This is a genomic window from Arthrobacter rhizophilus (assembly GCF_026241105.1).
Taxonomy (GTDB): Bacteria; Actinomycetota; Actinomycetes; order Actinomycetales; family Micrococcaceae; genus Arthrobacter.
Window position 1 is genome coordinate 66,820 of the sequence record NZ_JAPFFT010000003.1, and the last position, 19,629, is coordinate 86,448.

General features: G+C 60.1%; 15 protein-coding genes and 1 riboswitch. Of the genes, 8 read left to right on the forward strand and 7 right to left on the reverse strand.

Annotated features, from left to right (window positions below):
- Positions 1-6: 6 nt before the first annotated feature.
- The 5 genes from OOZ51_RS04355 to OOZ51_RS04375 form a co-directional block, all read right to left on the reverse strand.
- On the reverse strand, positions 7-1,488 hold the full coding sequence (locus OOZ51_RS04355; RefSeq protein WP_265977733.1) for a lipopolysaccharide biosynthesis protein: 1,482 nt from the start codon (positions 1,486-1,488) through the stop codon (positions 7-9).
- Complete coding sequence (locus OOZ51_RS04360; RefSeq protein ID WP_265977735.1) at positions 1,485-2,627, reverse strand: glycosyltransferase family 2 protein; 1,143 nt, start codon at positions 2,625-2,627, stop codon at positions 1,485-1,487. The genes OOZ51_RS04355 and OOZ51_RS04360 overlap by 4 nt, the downstream gene beginning before the upstream one ends.
- A complete protein-coding gene (locus OOZ51_RS04365; protein ID WP_265977736.1) occupies positions 2,605-3,756 on the reverse strand; it encodes an EpsG family protein in 1,152 nt (383 codons plus the stop codon). Before OOZ51_RS04365 ends, OOZ51_RS04360 begins: the two co-directional genes overlap by 23 nt.
- A 165-nt stretch (positions 3,757-3,921) precedes the next feature.
- A complete protein-coding gene (locus OOZ51_RS04370; protein ID WP_265977737.1) occupies positions 3,922-4,893 on the reverse strand; it encodes a glycosyltransferase family 2 protein in 972 nt (323 codons plus the stop codon).
- Positions 4,894-5,219: 326 nt separating this feature from the next.
- On the reverse strand, positions 5,220-6,695 hold the full coding sequence (locus OOZ51_RS04375) for a tyrosine-protein kinase domain-containing protein (protein WP_265977739.1): 1,476 nt from the start codon (positions 6,693-6,695) through the stop codon (positions 5,220-5,222).
- 946 nt (positions 6,696-7,641) lie between these two features.
- Between OOZ51_RS04375 and OOZ51_RS04380 the strand changes: the two genes are divergently transcribed.
- The 5 genes from OOZ51_RS04380 to OOZ51_RS04400 all read left to right on the forward strand — a co-directional run bounded on the left by OOZ51_RS04380 (position 7,642) and on the right by OOZ51_RS04400 (position 13,741).
- Positions 7,642-9,042: a sugar transferase gene (locus OOZ51_RS04380; RefSeq protein ID WP_265977740.1), complete on the forward strand. Its 1,401-nt coding sequence runs from the start codon at positions 7,642-7,644 to the stop codon at positions 9,040-9,042.
- A gap of 654 nt (positions 9,043-9,696) precedes the next feature.
- Positions 9,697-11,580, forward strand: coding sequence for a DUF4012 domain-containing protein (locus tag OOZ51_RS04385; RefSeq protein ID WP_265977741.1), 1,884 nt, complete (start codon positions 9,697-9,699; stop codon positions 11,578-11,580).
- Positions 11,581-11,762: 182 nt separating this feature from the next.
- Complete coding sequence (locus tag OOZ51_RS04390) at positions 11,763-12,347, forward strand: LPXTG cell wall anchor domain-containing protein (protein ID WP_265977742.1); 585 nt, start codon at positions 11,763-11,765, stop codon at positions 12,345-12,347.
- A gap of 166 nt (positions 12,348-12,513) precedes the next feature.
- Positions 12,514-13,050: a VanZ family protein gene (locus OOZ51_RS04395; RefSeq protein WP_265977743.1), complete on the forward strand. Its 537-nt coding sequence runs from the start codon at positions 12,514-12,516 to the stop codon at positions 13,048-13,050.
- Positions 13,051-13,138: 88 nt separating this feature from the next.
- Positions 13,139-13,741 (forward strand): arsenate reductase/protein-tyrosine-phosphatase family protein, encoded by a 603-nt coding sequence (locus OOZ51_RS04400; RefSeq protein ID WP_265977744.1) that lies wholly within the window; start codon positions 13,139-13,141, stop codon positions 13,739-13,741.
- A gap of 184 nt (positions 13,742-13,925) precedes the next feature.
- On the opposite strand, the gene OOZ51_RS04405 is transcribed toward OOZ51_RS04400, so the two are convergent.
- Both OOZ51_RS04405 and OOZ51_RS04410 read right to left on the reverse strand, forming a co-directional pair.
- Entirely contained in the window at positions 13,926-14,198 is a 273-nt protein-coding gene (locus OOZ51_RS04405) for a carboxymuconolactone decarboxylase family protein (protein WP_265977746.1), read from the reverse strand.
- Between the two features lie 48 nt (positions 14,199-14,246).
- Entirely contained in the window at positions 14,247-15,614 is a 1,368-nt protein-coding gene (locus OOZ51_RS04410) for an LCP family protein (protein ID WP_265977747.1), read from the reverse strand.
- Between the two features lie 268 nt (positions 15,615-15,882).
- Between OOZ51_RS04410 and OOZ51_RS04415 the strand changes: the two genes are divergently transcribed.
- The 3 genes from OOZ51_RS04415 (at position 15,883) to OOZ51_RS04425 (ending at position 19,595) form a co-directional block, all read left to right on the forward strand.
- A complete protein-coding gene (locus OOZ51_RS04415; protein ID WP_265977749.1) occupies positions 15,883-16,809 on the forward strand; it encodes a TadE/TadG family type IV pilus assembly protein in 927 nt (308 codons plus the stop codon).
- Between the two features lie 89 nt (positions 16,810-16,898).
- The gene (locus OOZ51_RS04420; RefSeq protein WP_265977750.1) at positions 16,899-17,402 is read left to right on the forward strand and encodes a DUF2127 domain-containing protein; all 504 of its coding nucleotides are present in this window, start codon (positions 16,899-16,901) and stop codon (positions 17,400-17,402) included.
- A 111-nt stretch (positions 17,403-17,513) separates the two neighbouring features.
- Positions 17,514-17,684, forward strand: a riboswitch (M-box (ykoK) riboswitch).
- 249 nt (positions 17,685-17,933) lie between these two features.
- Positions 17,934-19,595 carry an NRAMP family divalent metal transporter gene (locus OOZ51_RS04425; RefSeq protein ID WP_265977751.1) on the forward strand — a complete coding sequence of 554 codons (1,662 nt, stop codon included), beginning with the start codon at positions 17,934-17,936 and terminating at the stop codon, positions 19,593-19,595.
- The last annotated feature ends 34 nt before the right edge of the window (positions 19,596-19,629 follow it).

Sequence of the window (19,629 nt, forward strand, 5' to 3'; positions counted from 1 at the left end):
ACATGGCTAAAGTGCTTCTCTTTGCCTCAGGAGCGCGGACCGAACGAGCCGGGACCAGTCGGCAAGCTGAGTACGGCTAGCCGGGATGGCGAGGAGCACCGCGGCGAATGCGATGGTTCCGGCAAAAACTCCCCCGAGAACGCATAGAAAGGTGGCGAGCGGTGCGAGCGCGAGGTAAACGGCAGCAGACGCTGCGCTGCCGAAGACACCGGCCAGGAGGATCTGGCAGCCGTTCGTGAAGAAGCGGCGTGTGGATAGGCCAGTGGCGCGCGAGAGCCAGATCAGGAACAGGGGCCAGGAGAAGACTACTGCGGCCGCGTACCCCCAGGCGACGCCGTCGAGACCAAACTGAGAGCCGATGAAGATGCTCGCGATCTCAAGCGGCTTCGATACGAGATTGTAGTGCAAAAGAGCCCTCGGCTGCTCTTTCACGATGAACGCCCAATAATTCACGTGGTTGAACACCAGCACAGAGCCGCCAATCGCCAGAATCTGGAAGACTGTCACGGCCGGGCGCCACTGATCTCCGAGGACGAGTGGGATGAGACCCGGCGCGGTCCCTGCAGTGACGGCGAACACCCAGACGATAAGCGACCCCACCCCGAATTGGATCTTACATAGCAGTGCGTCGGGATCTCGCTGCTCGTCCTTGGCGCGGTTCAGCGTCGAGATCACGACCTGAGTGAGCGGGTCGAGGAAGCGGCCGGCAGGCGCGGTCAGCAGTTGGTATGCGCGATTGTAGTATCCGAGCTGCGTGACTCCGAGCTGGGTGCCGATGAGCATGGTTCCAATGTTGCTTTGCACGTACGCTAGCAGCTGCGCGACACTGTAAGTTGCGCCGATCTTGAACAGCCGTAGCGCGTCCGGTCCTCTGCTCGGCGCCAGAGGAATCCACCGGCTGGCGATCCACCGATAGACCAAAACGAGCGCTGCAGCAGTGAGGCTCTGCGCAACCAACGCCCAGTATCCGGCGCCGGCAATCCCAAGCACGATCGCGACAGCGAGTCCGGCAAGCTGCCCGATCACGTCGCTGGCCACCAGCGCCCCGAATTGCATGTTGCGTGCCAACTGAACCTGGAGCTGAGAGGTCATCCCGCCCAAGAACACCGAGATCGCGAGGGCCGGCACGATCTGGGCTAGACGCGGCTCGCGGAAAAGGTCGATGAGCGCGGGCGTGCTTGCGGCCATCAGGATCGAGAAGATGGCTGCGGTCGCTGCGCTCATCCAGAACAGATTCGACGCCTGCTGGCGGGAGAGCGACTGTTCCTGCAGGCCGGCGAGCGGCAGTCCGAAGTCGCGGAGGAGGTTGCCGAGTACGACGAAGATCGTCACCATCGCGACCAGGCCGAAATCCGACGGCGTCAACAGTCGGGAGAGGATGAGCAACGAGGCGACTTGGATGACGAAGGTCGCTCCGCTTCCCACCAGGACCAGGCCTCCTCCTCGTGCCCCTCGGACGGAGAGGTCCCCGCCCTTCAATTCGGTCATGGTTTTTTCCCCGAGCCCTGCGGAGCGGCGTCCGCCGCTGACATTCCGAGGCGGCCGCTGCGCGCCCATACCCGGCCTAGCAGGCAGAGCAGGCCGACGTGTCCGCGGTATGCGGCTGAGGCAAAAATACGGTCCCGCCAGCTATTCCGCGCCGCATGCTTAACCGCGATGCGCACGGATGGTTCTTCCAGGAGCGCGCGCAAGATCAAGCTATTTGCGGATCTCCCGCCAACGGCGGCCATCACCCCGGTCAGTAGCTTGAGGTAATTCAGCAAGCCGTCCGCAGCGGCCCGCGCGATACGGTCCCGGGCATCGTCTGTGAGGTCGCGTCGCTCGTAGATGGCGCCCACGACACCAGCAAACTCCCGAACTGTGCGCTCGAGGGCATTGATCATACTGAGAGTCACGCGGCGAGTCACGCCTTGCTCGTGGGTCTGGTCGTACACATACCAAGGGTCGGAACAGAACGCCACGCGGGCGGTCTCGAGCAGCATCGAGAGGTTGTAGAGTCGGTCCTCGGCATGGGACACCCCTTCCCGGAAGCGATGCCGTCGGGCGTTGTCTGTCCTGTGTAGGGACGCCACCACGTTCGTGACCGACAGAAGCCCCGTCGGCTGCTGGGGCGAGGGGGAATCCGAGAGCGCGCGGACACAGGCGGTGATGATCATGTCGCGGGTGCCCAGCAGTGGCTCCCTCGCCGAGGGGCCGCCGGTTCGCCACTCCGCCGTGCCGCTTTCGTGAAGGATGCGAATGCCACCAAAGACGGCTTCGGCCTCCGTGGTCCGCGCTACGTCCAGAGCGGCGGAGAGGAACCCTGGCTCCAGGTAGTCGTCGGCATCAAGGTAGGCGATGAACTCTCCGCGCGCCTGCTCCACCCCCGTGTTCCGCGCCGCGGACACCCCGCCGTTCGCGCGGTGTACGACGCGGATCCGCGCATCTCGTTCGGCGACACGGGAGAGGAACTCCGCGACTTCCACAGTGGACCCGTCATCCACGATCAACAGCTCGAGATCCGGATGTGTCTGGGCTAGTGCGCTGACAACGGCGCGTTCGATCAGCTCTGGATGCGTGTTGAAGACCGGAACGACGACTGTGACGAGGAGGCCACCGCCGGACTCAGCGGGAGAAGATCGAGTCATAGGGGAGGACACCATGGGCATTCCAGACTAAGAATTGGAAGACGAAACTCGTCATATAGGCGGACATGAAGGCGACGGTGAGCAGGTGACGGGCAAGTCGGTTCCGGACGAGAGACAGCGCCAGGGGAACAGCGACCAGCTGGGCCGGAGCGAAGTAGTAGTCCAGACGTGAGAATAGATAAGCGATCGTGGTCGTGGCAACGAGAACCGCCGTGCTCACGGCGAGTACGTTTACCACCGAGTCTGCATACCGATCCGCGCTTCCGGCCTTACCGACCTTTGTGGCAACGAGAACCTCCGCGCTCACGGCGGGCACCTTTACCTCCGAGTCTGCATACCGATCCGCGCTTCCGGCCTTACCGACCTTCGTGGCAACGAGAACCTCCGCGCTCACGGCGGGCACCTTTACCACCGAGTCCTCAAACCGATCCGCGCTTCCGACCTTGCCGGCCTTGCCGACCTTGACGAGGGTGAACGCGAGGGCGGCGAGGGCGACGGTGACCACGGCGGGATGGATACTCCGCGTCGCGCCGTAATTGGAGTCGAAGTACCACGCATAACTCGGTGCGAATTGCTCCACGAGCAGCGACACCGTCTGCGGCACCAGCAGGATAGCCAGGATCATGGCCAGCGCGATCACGATGCGCGCAGCGCGGCCTACCCGGATCCACATGAGCGGCCAGACTGCGAACCACGCGAGAGCGCTAGCATGGAACGACGCGGCAAGCAACGTGGCGAGCACAAAAGCCAGATGCTTCTTCCGGAGCGCGAATTCGAATGTGTTCACGAGGATCGCGATAGCGAGTCCCTGCTTGACGAGGTTAAAGTCCTCGAGGTAAAAGCCACCGAAGGCGTAAATAAACACCGAGAGCGCGGGATTGATCGACATCCGCAAGAAAAACCGGTAGAACAAAGCGATCGTGAGGAACGAGGTGACGACGAAGATCCCCTGATAATCGTCCGTAATCAGCCCGACTGCTTTATTGAGCAGAACGTAGCCTGGCTCCTGCCCGTTGACATCGCCGTGCTGGATCTGTTCGAAAAGTGGAGCATAACGGAACCAGTAGTCGGTTCCGATGCCATATCGCAACGCGGCGATCAGAAACAGGATTAAGAAGCTTAGGGTCACCCCAAATATGCCTGCAATCCTGTCTCCGTTCCCCTTCAGCCGCGAGGTGAGGGGGGCGGACCCGAGAGTAACGGCCCAGAGCGGGCTTGTGCGGGGCGGAGGCCTGCGGTATAAAAGCATGGCCGCGCTTGCAAGCAACCCACCAAACAAGTAGATCACTGCGGATCACCCTCGCAACAGCTGGTAGACGCGTCGACCAAGAGTCTGTTTCAGGATGCCGTGCTTCAGGAGCAGCCGAACTCTCTCGAACTTGTTGCGGTGGTAAAGGGAAGCGAACGTACGTATTTCCTCACGCACGGTGGCATCTAGCAGATCACCGTATGCGCCGAGGAATGCATCGGCCTGCCCGTAGGTCCGTAGCGCAACGGAGCGATCCCCTCGGAATAGCTTGGACAGAGCAAACCCAAGTCCCGACCTTTCAACGCTCCCGAGCGCATTCGCGTCGTGCTGGCGGTAGTTCACTAGCGGGGTGGGGATATAAGAAATGTGACCGACGGTCGACGCGAGGAGCCCGAGCCACCAGTCGTGCATGATTGCTCTTCGCGCATCGAACTCGCGGGCGCGGAATACGTCGGCGAGCGCGGCGTTGAATAGCATCGCGCACCCAGGTATCGCGTTCTCCGCGAGCAGGGTCTTATGAGTGATGTCGTGGGGACGGGCACGTACCTGGTCCAAGAAGGAGGGGTTCAGGATACCGAGCTGCGCGTCGACGACCTTAAGGTCCGAGTAGACCAGGCACGGTTGATCGCGGTGCTCAGCCTCATCCTGCTGGCACTGCAGGACGAGACGCTCGAGTTTGTCAAAACTCCACACGTCATCCTGGTCGCAGAACGCAAAATACGGTGCGGGGTCGGCGATGCGAAGGAGGCGGAAGAAGTTGTCACGCGCGGATCCGGCTGGCCCGCCACGCACGATGCGGACCCGGTCCGGGTGGTCATCGGCGAAGCTCTCAACAATCGCGAGGGTACCGTCCCGGGAGCCGTCGTCGGCGACGATGAGTCGCCAGTGCCGGTGGCTCTGCGCGGCGATGGAGTCCAGCTGCTGCCGGAGATAGCGCGCACCATCGAAAGTAGCTAGCAGTACGACGACCAGATCCGAGGGAGCGGTGCGCATCGTGGCCGGCTCGGTGTCATTCATGTGCGTTCCATTTCTTTATGGCGTGTCTCAGGACTTCGCGGGCTTGTCAGGGCCAGCTATCAGCAACATGGTCACCACGACACCCCAGATAGGGTCGCGCCCAAAGCCTTCTTCGGAAGCAGAGCACCGTTCGCGATGACGTTGGCGACTCAAAAAGCACGAAGTCGAAATTGGTGGAGCGTGTCCATCACTATGTTAAAGAACCATAATGATCAGAAGACAAGACGTTGAAGGACCCATTGCCAAACTGAGCCGCAATCTTTCCACGTACTCGTACCGGTCGGGATCGCGGATCCGAGATCCCTTCCGAGATGTTCAGCGTGGACCTATTTACCTCCGCGGAAATGGCTTTCGGCACGCATTGATCCTTCATAAATTTCTTCGACGAAACCGGAGTTCGGCGTTTCTATGTTTTGCAAAGATTTGCGGCTCTGCTCTTGCGCAGGGGAGATAGAGTCATAGGAATAATAGTTGTAAGCGTAAGCATCCGGCCCCTTTGTGGGCAGCCGGTTCAGAGCAATCCCCAGTACTTTCGCATCAACGAGTTCCAGAGCACTCAGTGCACGCGCCAAGTCGTGGCGTTTTGTCCGCTCTGATCCAACGACTACTACCACACCTCCGACATATTGACTTAGAACTGCCGCATCCGTCACGGGAAGAAGAGGAGGTGCATCGATGACGATAATGTCAAACACCTTTTCAAGCCGAGCCAGAAGATCGCGCATAGCCTCTGAGCCGAGAAGCTCGCTCGGATTTGGCGGGATCTGCCCGGATGTCAAAACGAATAGATCGTCATTCCCCCATGGCTGGAGGAGGTCGTTGATGTCCGCCGCGCCCACGAGAGCTGTCGTAAGTCCGGAATTCCGCTCTAGCCCAAGATATTCAGACAACATTGGCCTGCGGAGGTCAGCGTCGATCAGGCAGACCGTTTGGCCTGCCTGGGCTAGCGCAATTGCCAAGTTTGTCGCAGTTGTGCTTTTACCCTCACCGGGCAATGAAGACGTGAGTAGGACAGTCTTGGCGACCCCTCCCACGTTAGCAAATTGTAGATTAGTCCGCAGCTGACGAAATGACTCCGCCCGCGGGCTTTGAGCTGCGGTTTGGGTTAGGAGAGGCTTCTTGACTGCGTCTTGATCGAAGGCGATTCCACCCAGGAGTGGCGCGTCAGTAATTTTCCGCAGGTCTGCTTCGCCGCTGATGCGGTAATCCAGCGTGCTTCGAAGTATCGCTGCCACCAAACCGAGCAACAGGCCTCCGATGAATCCTAGGACCAGGTTGAGCACTACGTTCGGCGCGGACGGGGCTAACGGCGCTTCAGCAGGAGTGATGATGGACAGGCTCACCGGAGAGGTACCCCCAGTCTTGGGTTTCTCCAAATTGTCTACGGCCTTAACCAAGCTGTCCGCGACTGCCTGAGCTATGGCAGCGGCTTGAGCTGGCGAATTGTCGGAAACGGAGATGTTAATGAGCACCGTGTTCAAATCCGTGCTGGCCGTGACCCGGTGGCTAAGTTCATCTACGGACGTCGGCAAGCCGAGGGCCTCAATGGCTGGCCGAAGGACAACCGGGGTGGTAACGGTCTTCACGTACGACTGCACCCTCGCCTGGCTGAAAGTGTTGCCTTGCTGAAGATCCGTTAGCGTGCCGCTACCCTGAATAGCCACGAATAGTTGAGTCTGCGCTTTGTATGTGGGCCTCACTAACAACGACACGGCCCCCCCGCCCAACAGCCCAACTAGAGTCGCAGCAACGACCAGAATCCAGTTTCGCCGAAGAATGCGCAGATAGTCGCGAAGATCCAAAACTACTCCCCCTCATGTGTCCACGCCTTGAAGGCCCCGCCTGGGGCACGCCACCAAAGCGGGATCTTTCGTGCGGTCCCGCCCAGTGTACCCGGCAAATGCACGAGTCGTAGCATTCGGTCCCCCGACGGCATCCAGCCGGTCGCAGCCAATTTCACCTTTTACATGAGCGCCTTGGCTAATTTGAGGATCGAGTAGCTTCAATCCTCACAGTGCAGCGTAATCGACTCGGAAATCTGGTTGAGAAGTCAATGATTGGAGCGCCAAACCTCGATCTTTCAAAAGGCACATCTCCGGAAGATTTGAGGCTTACTGGTCGCTCGGTGAGTCTGATTTTCGCGGGCGGGCATAACTAGGCTGCCACTGGCGGTAGAGGGCAGATAAGACCCGGTCCCCTTTGGCGGAGCTGGGGCAACGGAGACCCCCAGGCCTCCGCGATTCGGCGCATTATGCCCGGGGTGTGTGCCTCCGTTCAGCTTCTGGCCGCATTCGCCCACAGATGGCGCGTCGCTAGCCAAGTCGACATCGCCGATAAAAGCAACGAGATCCCGTGGTGTCTACGATCGTGGACACGTTCTGTGAACCTGTTCGGCGCTTTACTCATTGTGCTGATTCACGACACTCTCTACGGCCAAATCCCGCATGACGGGCTTAGCCTCAGCCCGGGCACGTCGACCCTTCAACGCTGGCGTGCTGTTTAATCTGACATCTCGCGTGACTACAACAATGATTGGCGATCACCGCTCAGGAGCTTGACCATCGATTCCGGCTAAGTTCTCTGCTGCAATCTCGATCCGGCAGCGCGTGGAAATTCGGTCGCCTGAAGTTATCTTGCTGTGAGACGACTAAGATCAAAGCGAGTTCGAAACGGACTCACTATGGGGTTCAAGACACGGGGGAAATCGTGGTTGATGCTGGTCGTACCTGGCGTTCCAGATATGCTAAAATGCTCAGGCTCGTCGACGGATTTACTGTCGTTTGGGCAATCATCGGCGCATATGGTGTACGATTCGGGTTTTCCGATTCTGGTGTCAGCGCGACGCGCGATGTTGACTACGTGCTATTGTCCTTCGCTCTCGTAATCGCATGGTGGCTTATGCTCGAGTTCTGGGGGTCCAGAGAGGCTAGGATACTCGGTTCAGGATCGGAAGAATACAAGCGTGTCATTGCGAGTTCCGCGTGGTTGTTTGGTTTTGTAGCCGTCGTTTCCTATGGTCTACGAATTGATACCGCCCGGGGATTTGTGGGCTTGGCTTTTCCTGCCGGGGCACTTGGCTTGCTCGTGGCGAGATGGCTGGTCCGCCAGCATCTAAGCCTCGACCGGAAACATGGCAAGAGCAATTCCCGAGTCCTAATAGTCGGAGGAACGGATTCCGCGGCTCATCTTGCAGATTCGCTCAAAAGCGTACCAGCAGCGGGCTATATGCCGGTGGCAGCCCATATACCAGGTGCAATTTCCGGGACATACCGTCACTCAGGTCTGTCAGTTCCCGTGACGGGCGTCGGTGGGGACTTCGAAAGCATTCTTGACGCGATTCTGGCTTCTAATGTAGACGCCGTTGCTGTTTCGGCTGGCGTTAACATTCATCCGCGAGATCTCAGGAGGTTGGGCTGGGAATTAGCCGCGCGGGACATAGATATGATCCTGGCACCAGCTCTTACCGACGTAGCGGGGCCGCGAATTCACATTCAACCCCTGGCCGGATTGCCACTCATCCACGTTTCGACACCAAAACTAGCAGGTGGGAAGAAGGTCGCCAAGCGGGCATTTGACATCATAATTGCTGGCATACTATTAGTAAGCCTCTCGCCCCTTCTCGTGATTCTTGCCTTGCTTGTTCGATTCACTGACCCCGGCCCCGTATTGTACCGGCAGGAGAGAATTGGGCTGCGTGGAACCACGTTCCATATGCTGAAGTTCCGATCAATGAAGGTCAATGCTGACGCCGAATTGAAGACGCTTCTCCAGGCACAAGGATCGAGTGACAGACCGCTATTTAAAGTCGAGAACGACCCTCGCATAACAGCCTTTGGCCGCATACTTCGCAAATACTCGCTTGACGAATTGCCTCAGTTGCTCAACGTCTTGGACGGAAGCATGAGTCTTGTGGGTCCGCGTCCTCAACGCGAAGGCGAGGTTGCTCTCTACGACGACGCTGCACATCGACGGTTATACGTGAGCCCAGGGATGAGTGGTCTCTGGCAAGTGAGCGGGCGCTCCAATCTGAGCTGGGAGGAAAGCATCAGGCTCGACCTCTACTATGTGGAAAACTGGTCACTTATGGGCGACATCGTAATCCTGCTTAAGACTTTCAGAGCAGTTCTTACGAGCCGGGGAGCGATCTGACAATGATTCGCCACGATTTCATCGGCTTAATGCCGCACATTCCGGGTTTTGGTGAGGCCAAGAGATATGCCTATACCTGTTTTCGAGTAGATTACCTCGGCACCGTTCCCATTTTGGCTGAGGTTTACCCACGCCCAAGATTGGTCACCGATCACCTCGGCTCTGAGAGGCAACAGATACGGATGACGGGATTGGCAGATTTCTTGATGACTGCCAATTTTGGGGAGGACGAGTCCCAAAGGACGCCCGCGCTTTCATGGCCAGAGCCGCGAACTCGAAGGCGATCAGGTCTTATTCTCCTGGGTGAATTGGATCACAGGGCTCGGCGCCGACTTCAAACGCGAGACCACGGCGTCCCGAACTCACAGTCAGCATCGACACCCGCATCCCAACCCGGGGTGCCGTTGGCGAGACCGCTTATCGGAAGGCCCTGGAAAACGGTGCCAAGCGATTCTCTGAACTTCGGTACGCGGCGCTAGCCTTAGCCAATATGCTGCTCTTGCTCACCGAGTGGCAGCACTGCAATGAGCTTGACCCCCTCAAAGTAAGCACCGCGTCGCCGGCTCCTGATCCTGGACGAACTAAACGTCCCGGACGCCGCGAAATGGTGCGCCGCCTGATAAGGCATTACCACGGACTCGGAAGGCCATAAGCGTGACCGACAACCAACAATCCGAAATCATCCCGGACGAACCCGATCTGCGCCGGGACAAGCGGAAGACCGCCTGGGGGAAGCGCCCTCGTCCTCTGCTCACTGCCGGTATATGCCTTGTCGCGATTCTGCTAATGGCCGGAGCCGCGGCGGTGTGGCTGGCGGCGAAGGCCTCCACGATCAAAACAGAGCTTGAGGCTTCCACGCAGTTGGTGCCCAAACTCAAGGAAAACGTTCTCCAGAACCGCCCCGCCGAGGCGACCGCTATAGTCGACGAGCTCCGCCGCCACACCGCCGTCGCTCGGGACGCCGCCTCCGATCCGCTGTGGTCTTTGGCTTCGGCGACACCATGGTTGGGTGCGAATTTTTCGGCGACCGCCGAAATTGCCCGTTCGGCAGACGATGTAGCCGTTCTGGGCGTCGCTCCCCTTGTGAAGGTCTATGACTCCCTCAACTGGGACAAGCTGGTGCCGGGCAGCAGCGGTACCGACTTAGAACCGATCCGCAAGGCGGCCCCCGCCATGGCATCCGCAGCGCACGCTGTGCGCGTTTCGGCCGAGCGCCTGAACGGTATCGACGCTAGCGGCCTGTTCCCCCAGATCGCCGGACCCCTGGCTCAGGCCAGGCAGCAACTAGGCTCCGTCGTGGACCAGCTGAACACGGCGTCGGACGCAGCCGGACTGACTCCCGCGATGCTGGGATCCGACAGACCGCGGCACTACCTGCTCCTGGTCCAAAACAACGCCGAGGCGCGAGCCTCTGGCGGCATTCCCGGCGCCCTTGCAGTGCTAACCGCGGACAAGGGAAAGATCAGTTTGTCTTCCCAGATCAGCGGCCACGATCTTGGCGAATTCGATCCGCCAATTCCGGTTGATGCAGAGCAGCAGCGCATCTACAGCACCCGGCTGGGCACGTTCATGCAGGACGTCAACTTCACGCCTGACTTCCCAACTGCCGCCACCACGGCACTGAAAATGTGGGAACAGAGGAAAGGCGAGCGGTTGGACGGCGCCATCTCGATCGACCCAGTGGCGCTGGGCTACATCCTGGACGCCACCGGCCCCGTCAGCCTTCAGGACCCGCAATTACTCGCGCTTACTGCCGGAAAACTGCCCAGCCAACTCTCAGGCAAGAACGTGGTGAAGACCTTGCTCTCCGACGTCTACGCCCAGTTCAATAATCCGAAACTGCAGGACGCATACTTCGCCGCGGTGGCCAAAGAAGTCTTTGGGGCCCTCTCGTCAGGCAAGAGCGACGCTAAGGGCCTCCTTACTGGAATTGGGAAGGGCGTAGAAGAACACAGGGTCCTAGTCTGGTCCGCGGATACAAGCGAACAGTCCGTTCTGAGCAAATACTCGCTCAGCGGGTCTATTTCCGGTCCCAGCGTGCCGGCGGCCCAATTCGGTGTCTATTTCAATGACGGCACCGGCGCAAAAATGGACTATTACGTGAAACGCACCGTTGAGCTTATTACGCAGTGCCCCGCAAACGGTTACCAGACTGTCAAGGTGCGGATCACCAGCACAAACACCGCTCCGGCCGATGCCGCGACCTCCTTGCCGGCCTACGTGACCGGGGGCCTCGGGACCGGAATTCCTACGGGCGATGTTCAAAGCAACGTTATCGCCTACGGACCTGCCCAAGCACATGTTGAAACCGCCACACAGGACGGCAAGAATATCCCCTTCGGTGCGCAGCACCACGGCAACCGGCCAGTGGGCAGCCTCACTGTGCGGCTGGCGCCGGGACAAAGCAGCACCGTTGAATTCATCTTCGGAAAGATCGTCCAACACAACCAGCCTGAAGTGGTGGTTACCCCGACAATCCAATCTGTGGACAAGGTGGTACTGCCCACTCAGTCCGAAAGCTGCGGAACTACCGGATAGACAGCAGGTTAAGCCTTTGTAACAGCTTTGGATTTACTTTGCAGTAAGCACCCTTATGGTGGTAGCTTCTCTTGGGGTAGGTCTCAGATTTCAGCTCACGTGTTCGTGGTGGATGAAATCAGGTCATCACATTGAATTACGTATCGGGTCTCAACTACATACCAAAGTCTCAGGGGGACAAATTGAAGAAATCACTTGCAGTGCTCGCGCTTGCGGGCACCATTGCGCTTGCCGCTTCGGCTCCAGCAATGGCCGTCAATTACCCGGCACCTGCCGAGCAGGGCACCGTTTCCAACGCGACAGTCGGCGTCGGCGGAACCACAACTTTCTCCGGCAGCGGATTCGCAGCCGGAGAAACCGTCAACATCACGGTCAACCAGACGAGCACGGCGCAGGGCGCAGCAGCTCCCGGCGGTTCAGTGGTCATGGGAGTTGCCGGGGCAATTCCGATGGCACCGCTTACCTTGACTGCCGTTGCCAACAGCGCAGGCGCATATTCCGTCACCGTCCAGTTGAACTCGGCTGGCACTTACGTTCTGACCGCCGTTGGCGCAACCTCCGGCCACACGGTCACGGCAACCGTAGTCGCAACAGGGGCTAGCAGCGCGGGTCTGGCTAACACCGGCGGCGCAGCACTGGCAAGCACCGGTGTGGACTCCAGCCTGATTCTTTGGGGTCTGGTTGGCGCTGGTGCGCTTGTAGCCGGCACGGCCTCCGTAGTGGTGGTTCGCCGTCGCGCAAAAGGCGAAGCAGTAGCCGCAGCCTAAACGCAAAACGAGGAGGGGTTGTTTCCGGTAATTCGGAAACAACCCCTCCTTGTTTGTGCGTACGGTAACTTATAACCATGGGGAGACATTGGCGGCGACGAAAGAGACTGAGCCTCAGGGTGGAATTGTCGGAGATTCCACGACTTCCATCCATCCAAAGCCAGACATGGCCCATCATATTTCTTCTTCTTCTGGCCGTGGTTTCTTTCGGTGTTGCGACTTTCGCCTTGATGCGCCACTCGTGAAATGGCGTTCTACTCTAAAACCTGTTGCCCGCCCGAGACTCCACCGCTGGGTCCTTTTGGGCTATCTGATGATCCTGGCGAATATCGCTTTCTGGCCTTCACCCGTTGACAAACCGGTGGCCAGCGACCTCGCAGCGCTCCTGGATTTCCTTCACCGGCACGGTATTCCAGAGTGGTTGAACTACGGATTCGTCGAGGCATCGGCTAACGTACTCCTTTTTGCGCCCGCAGGTCTGCTTCTAGCGCTCACGCTTCCTCGCAAGCGATGGTGGCAGCTCTTGGCACTCGGGGCAGCAATGTCTGGCACCGTGGAGCTCGGCCAACTGCTGTTTCTTCCACATCGGTTTTCAAGTTGGCAAGACATCCTCATGAACACCCTCGGGGTCGGCATCGGGCTGCTGTTTGCAACGCTGTTGAAACGAGTGCAGCTGCGCCGCCCGGCCTTGGGTGAGCCCTGACGTCCAACTCCCGTGATAAGCCTGAGGGCCGTGTTAACTTGTAGAAGGTGCACCGCGCGCCTCCCAGCTAAGTGAAAGAGCTATACCTTTGGAATCGCCCCACCCCGTTCAGATCCTGACCGTTTGCACCGGCAACATCTGCCGCTCCCCCGTCGCAGAACGGTTGCTACAAGCGGGACTGGACCAGGTTCTCCCCGGAGGCTTCGAAGTCCGCAGCGCTGGCACCCGGGCTATGGTGGGCAGCCCCATCCAACCACAGTCCGCCGACATCATCCGAACCTACGGCGGCTCACCCGACAACTTCGCGGCACGTCAGCTTACTTCGAAAATCCTCAGGGATGTAGACCTGGTGCTCACGATGGCGTCACATCATCGTGGGGAAGTTCTGCAGCTGGATGCCTCCATACTCAAGCGCACGTTCACCATCCGGGAATTCGCGCGGATGGTGACGGCCCTCGAGGAACGCGGCGACGCATGGCCGTCGAGCCCCGATTACACCCAGCAGTGGCGAGACCTGCCGGCACGGGCATCGTCCGTCCGCCACCTCGTTTTGGCGGAAGAGTCCAAGGACAACGACATCGCGGATCCTTACAAACAAGGCGCCGAGGCCTACCTGCGGATGGAAGACCAGCTCGCCCCCGCCATCCTGCGGATTCTCCGCTACGCACGGCTATCCATGCAGAGGTCCTAGTTCCGCGCCTTCCGAACCGGATGCTCGCTCAGGATAGATAGGCGATTAAAGGCGTTGATACCGATGCACGCCATGCACAGCACACTGATCTGTTCTTCCGTGTAGACCCGACGTGCGCGGGAAAACAGCTCGGCCGTGGGACGGGCGGCACTCATGCGAGTGATCTGTTCGGCCAGTTCAAGCGCTACCTTTTCGGCCTCGCTGAAGAGGTCCACCTGGCCAAACACAGACAGCAGGGCAAGCCGTTGCCAATAGCGCGGCGGTGGTGCAGGTCCAGGCAGAAGGCGCAGCCGTTGATCTGCGAGGCCCGGTAGTTCACCAGCTCCAGGGTACGGCGCGGGATCCCGGTCCGGTCCGCTTCCGAGGTGACCTGCTCCGCGTAGCCGGACAGGGCTTGATAAAGTCCGGGCAGTGTCTTGTCCAGATAGCCCGCAAGCCGCGGGGTATTTTCACTCATCCGCCGAGCCTATCGGAGAGAACTTTCCAGACTCTGGAGCCGGGTGCGTTATTTGACGCAGGGAATGGCACCACCTTGGAGGGCCCCGGTGGAATTCGCGTAGATGTTGCTTGCAGGTGCTGACGGGCTGGCTTGTGGTTGGGTTGCGCCTTCCGAAGCGGGTGGGGCTTGGGGTGCAGATGTCCCGGGAGCGGCGGCTGCGGGAGCGGCTGTCGCCGTCGTCGCCGGGGTAGTTGCAGGGGCCGGCGGGGCCGGGCTGAGGAGTTCCTTGACGGTCGCCTGCACTTGTTTGATGTCCACTGTGTTGATGGAGGCGCCTTCAGGGGACCAGCCGAAGCCTGTGATCGGCAGCGTGGTGAAGGAAATGTTGCCTCCGGTCAGGGAGGTTGCTTGCTGGGCCAGCTGGATCAGGTTTAGTTCGGAGTCCACCACGATGTTCTTGCTCACGGCGTCCAGGACGCCCTGCATTTTCCCGAGGTCGGTGAAGGTCCCGGCGTCTTTGAGCTGGTGGGAGACAGCAGCTATGAATGCTTGTTGGCGGCGTTCACGGTCCAGGTCCGAGAACTGGTAGTTCGGGTCCGACGTGTCCCGGCGCTGCCGGACGAAGGCCATGGCCTGCTTGGCATCGATCTGCTGCATCCCCGCTTTGAAGTCGGCCCCGGAGAAGGTGTCTTGGGTGGCCCGGTTAATGCACACAGTGATGGGGGCGATGGCCTGGGCCGTCTGGTAGAACGCGGCCATGGTGACCTCGAGGAAGTGGTCGATGTGGACGCTACCCAAGAACTTGGTCACGGTAGCTATTTCGGCTTTGCGCCCGGCGTCGCGCGCTGCCTGATAGGTGGCGTCGTCGTCGGGCTTGCCTGCATTAATCAAGGAGGTCTTCTCCGCCGCGAAACCGTAACCGTACGCCTCTTTGATTTTGGCTTTGAACGGGCCGCTTCCCGGTATGCCGTCAACCTGGACGTAGTCATCCCGGGGAATCGAGATACCCGTCGCCTTGGAACCGTCTGCTGGGATATGGATGAGCATCAGGACGTTGGAGTTGTAGCCGCCGATGTTCTCATCCCCCGCGTGCAAGGCGTCATACATCTCCGGAGGAAGGGGCTTGCCCTTCTCGTCAACTCTTGTATCCAGACCCATAACCAGAATGTTCGTGTCCTGGCTCAGCTTCGGCACCGCTTGCGGCAACGCCTTCATGTCCCTGAGGACATCGGACCTGTGGAGGTTGTTGTTGACTGAAACCGCCGTCCCGCCCACATAGGTGACGGCAGTGGTGGCGGCGAGTGCCACGACGGCAGCAGCCGAGACCAGGATGATGGATTTGCGCCGAGATTTGCGGCGCATGTGCCGGGGGGCGCCGGGAGTTGCCTCTATGGCGGATGAGCCGCCGGGGAGACGGTGGTGCCCATCGGCCATGAAATTCTCCTGATTCGGAAACTGGCTGGTGCCAGGATCGTGGCAACGCCTGAAAATCAATGATGACAGATCCCCCGGCTGACAGGCCTCTTCCCGGTCCGGGCCCGCCGTGTCCACGGTCAACTCCGGATCAGATGGGTCGTCCCGGAGCATGAAACTTTGATCAGTCAACCCGCACCCTGTTCTGTACCGTCCTCTGCCCCTATGCTTGCGGAAGGGTCGCCCCTGAGAACTGGCGACCCAAAAAGCACTCTGCCTGGGGGCGGGTTTGAAAGATACTAGTGAACGCGGTGCCGCGGCTGTCCTGATCGCGCTGCTTATGGTGGTGCTGCTGGGTTTCGGAGCCATCGCCATCGACGTCGGGAACCTATACGCCACGAAAGCGAAACTCCAAAACGGAGCCGATGCGGCGGCTTTGGCGATCGCCCAGGACTGCTCGACACGGGGCACGATCCTGTGCACCGCTGCGGCCGCAGGGAAGGCGCTGCAACTTGCAAAAGCGAACGCAGACGGCGGCTTTGCCAACGTGGCTGCCCCGACCTTCCCCAGTCCCGGCACCGTAGTGGTCGATGTCTCGGCCCAGGACGCCAACGGGAGCGGAGTCTCCCTGGGCCTGGCAAGGATATTCGGGCTCACCCGCGCGGATGTCAAGGCTGAGTCCACAGTCAAGTGGGGATCGCCCTCCGGCGGACCAGTCGTCTTGCCGGTCACCTTCTCCGAATGCCAGTTCGATCTGTCCGGAGTGATCCAGGTCCTGCCGATCCACGGAACCACCACCTGTGTCAGTTCCAGTCCGTCGGGTCATATCATCCCCGGAGGGTTTGGCTGGCTGCAGTCGGACCCGGGAAAGTGCGGGGCCGCAATTTCAGTCGCCAATCCGGCGGTTCAGTCTAGTCAGGGTGTCAGCGAACCCGGGCAGTGCTCGGCCGTATTCGATTCCTTGGAAAACCAGATCATCATTTTGCCCGTATTCGACGACGTCGACAGCAGCGGCAACTACCACATCAAAGGCTTCGCCGCATTCCAGCTCCTTGGCTTTAATTTCCCAGGGCACAGCTGGAACAACAACGGTGTGGTCAGCTGCAAGGGCAGCTGCAAGGGCCTGATCGGCAAATTCGTGCAGTTCACCAGCCTGAGCGACTTCACCTTGGGTGGTCCCGACCTCGGCGCCAAAGTGGTCCGGCTCAGCGGCTGAGAAACAGGGATCGAGCTAAGAGATCTCTGAGTCCCCGGCGCGCATTTGCCACAACTTGAAGGTAGCTTGGGTTACCGAAGGGAAGTGTCATGAGAACGAATCAACCTGGAACAACCCTGCTCGACAGGACCTTTCGCGTCAGCCTCATCTTGAAGGGCCTGGACGGTGTTCTTGAGCTGGTGGGCGGCATACTCCTTTTGGTGATTACACCCGAGCAGATCGGAGATCTGGTCCGGTTCCTCACCCAGCACGAGCTAGCCCGGGACCCGCACGACTTCGTGGCGAATAGCCTGGTCCACTTCAGCTCCAACCTCTCGGTATCGGCGTCGCTGTTCGGCGCGATCTACTTGCTGCTCCACGGAGTGGTCAAAATCGTCCTGGTCTGGGCCGTCCTCAGGGACAAGCTCTGGGCCTACCCGTGGATGATCGCATTCCTTCTGGTCTTCATCCTGTATCAAAGCTATCGGATTGTGGTGGCCTTCTCCTGGGGCCTTGTCCTGCTGACGGCATTCGACATTTTCATCGTCTGGATCACCGCTCGCGAGTACCGCATCCACCGGGCGCGAGCTCAACAGGCCTCCCCCCACGTCTAACTCAGCCGGCTGAGGCACACGCGTGGTGAACGGACGTGCTTTTGCCGCGCGGAACAATTGTGAAAAGCCGGTTTGGCACGTGCAGGTCCGTGCCCTATCATCGGAACGTAAGGTGCCATTCGTTAGCTGAGGCTCCTTCGCGGATACATGCCAGCGACCCCCAACGTCGAGAGACGCCCCGGGTCAGGACAGGCTCCCCCGGATTAAGGGGTTGCCCCGATTGGCTCCCGGAACGCCGGGTTCACGCCGTGAAGTGCCAAAGGTCTTACGAGGAGGGGCAACCGCCGGGTGGGATGCCCGGCCTCCTCCCTGGCTGTGCAGAGCGCCGATTGGAGGTGGTCACCAAATGAGTGGTGATCATAGTCGATCCAGTGGTGCCGCCCCGACGCGGCCCTGAATCCAGCTTCTCACGCAGGTTTAGCCTGCGCCTGTTCCCCCAACTAGTCGCCCGCGACTCCACCCGGCTGCCATGACGGCGGCGCCTTCGGCATGTCACGGGTGGATGTCTTCATGTCCCGGGAAGGACACCCCATGCCCACGAACGTCCCCACGGATCCGCAGCCCACAATCCCTGCGGCACACAAAGCAACCGCATCGCTCGACACCGCGCACATCGGCGACATCAAGGGCGCCTTCGGCACCATCAAGATGGATCAGGAGGCTCCCAGCAGCGGCTGGAAAGCCAAGCTGAAGACTCTCCTGGCCGTCGTCGGGCCCGGCCTGATCGTGATGGTCGGAGACAACGACGCCGGAGCGTTCGGCACCTACACCCAGGCCGGCCAGAACTACGGCACGTCGCTGCTCTGGACCCTCCTGCTGCTGGTTCCCGTGCTCTATGTCAACCAGGAAATGGTGCTCAGGCTCGGCGTCGTCACCGGCGTGGGCCACGCACGGCTCATCCTGGAGCGGTTCGGCAAGTTCTGGGGTGCGTTCAGCGTCATCGACCTGTTCATCCTGAACGCCCTCACGATCGTGACCGAGTTCATCGGCATCAGCCTCGGCCTTGACTACCTGGGCATCCCGAAGGTCATCGGAGTCCTTGTTGCGGCCGCCATCATCATCGGGGCGGCCTCCACGGGATCCCTCAAGCGTTTCGAACGTGTCTGCATGATCCTCGTGGCAGGATCCCTGTTGCTGGTTCCGATCATCGTGATGGTGCACCCGGACCTGGGCCAGATGGCCCACGACTTCGTGGTCCCCAGTGTTCCTGCTGGTTCGGATCTGTCAACAGTGACACTGCTCATCATCGGAATCGTCGGCACCACCATTGCGCCCTGGCAGCTGTTCTTCCAGCAGTCCTACCTGATCGACAAGCGCATCACCCCGCGATTCATCAACTACGAAAAGGCCGACCTCTGGATCGGCATCGCCATCGTCATTGTGGGCGCGGCAGCGATCATGGGATTCACGGCCGCGACGTTCGCCGGCCAGCCCGAATTCGGAAACTTCACCGACGCCGGAGGCGTGGCCGCCGGCCTGGAGAAGTACGTCGGAAAGACCGCAGGCGTGCTGTTCGCCGTCGCCCTGATTGACGCTTCGATCATCGGCGCCGCAGCAGTGGGCCTGTCCACCTCCTACGCGCTCGGTGACGTTCTTGGCCTGAAGCACTCCCTGCACCGCAAGTTCACCGACGCCAAGGGCTTCTACGCCGTCTTTGCCGGCATCCTGCTGATCTCGGCCGTCGTCGTTCTGATCCCCGGAGCGCCCCTGGGCCTGCTGACCGTCGGGGTCCAGGTCCTTGCCGGCGTCCTGCTGCCCTCCGCTACGGTGTTCCTTTTGCTGCTGTGCAACGACAAGCAAGTGCTCGGCCCCTGGGTCAACGGCAAGTTCCTGAATATCTTCACCGCGTTCATCATCGGCATCCTCGTGATCCTGTCCCTGGTCCTGACCTCAAGCGTCCTGTTCCCGGACATGACCGGGGAAACCATCGTCGCGATCATCTTCATCGGCGCCGGTGCCTGCCTGCTCGGCTGCATCGCCTATGTGGCCTACCGCGCCTTCCGGCCCGGCCCCGCCAGGGAAACCGTCAGCCACGCCGAGCGCCGCGAATGGAGAATGCCCCCGCTGACGCTCCTGGAAGCACCGAAACTCTCTACCGCGCGCAGGGCAGGACTCACAGTCCTGCGCGTCTACCTCCTGATCGCGATGATCCTGGTCATCGTACGCGTGGTCCAGCTCGCTATTGGCGGCTGAACCCCGGTGGCGTAGATTCCACAACAGGCCCATC

Excerpts from the sequence above, each read along its gene's own strand:
- OOZ51_RS04395 (WP_265977743.1), top strand. The coding sequence starts at position 12,514 with ATGGCCCATCATATTTCTTCTTCTTCTGGCCGTGGTTTCTTTCGGTGT.
- OOZ51_RS04410 (WP_265977747.1), bottom strand. The coding sequence starts at position 15,614 with ATGGCCGATGGGCACCACCGTCTCCCCGGCGGCTCATCCGCCATAGAG.
- OOZ51_RS04360 (WP_265977735.1), bottom strand. The coding sequence starts at position 2,627 with ATGACTCGATCTTCTCCCGCTGAGTCCGGCGGTGGCCTCCTCGTCACA.
- OOZ51_RS04420 (WP_265977750.1), top strand. The coding sequence starts at position 16,899 with ATGAGAACGAATCAACCTGGAACAACCCTGCTCGACAGGACCTTTCGC.
- OOZ51_RS04425 (WP_265977751.1), top strand. The coding sequence starts at position 17,934 with ATGCCCACGAACGTCCCCACGGATCCGCAGCCCACAATCCCTGCGGCA.
- OOZ51_RS04370 (WP_265977737.1), bottom strand. The coding sequence starts at position 4,893 with ATGAATGACACCGAGCCGGCCACGATGCGCACCGCTCCCTCGGATCTG.
- OOZ51_RS04405 (WP_265977746.1), bottom strand. The coding sequence starts at position 14,198 with ATGAGTGAAAATACCCCGCGGCTTGCGGGCTATCTGGACAAGACACTG.
- OOZ51_RS04355 (WP_265977733.1), bottom strand. The coding sequence starts at position 1,488 with ATGACCGAATTGAAGGGCGGGGACCTCTCCGTCCGAGGGGCACGAGGA.
- OOZ51_RS04380 (WP_265977740.1), top strand. The coding sequence starts at position 7,642 with ATGCTCAGGCTCGTCGACGGATTTACTGTCGTTTGGGCAATCATCGGC.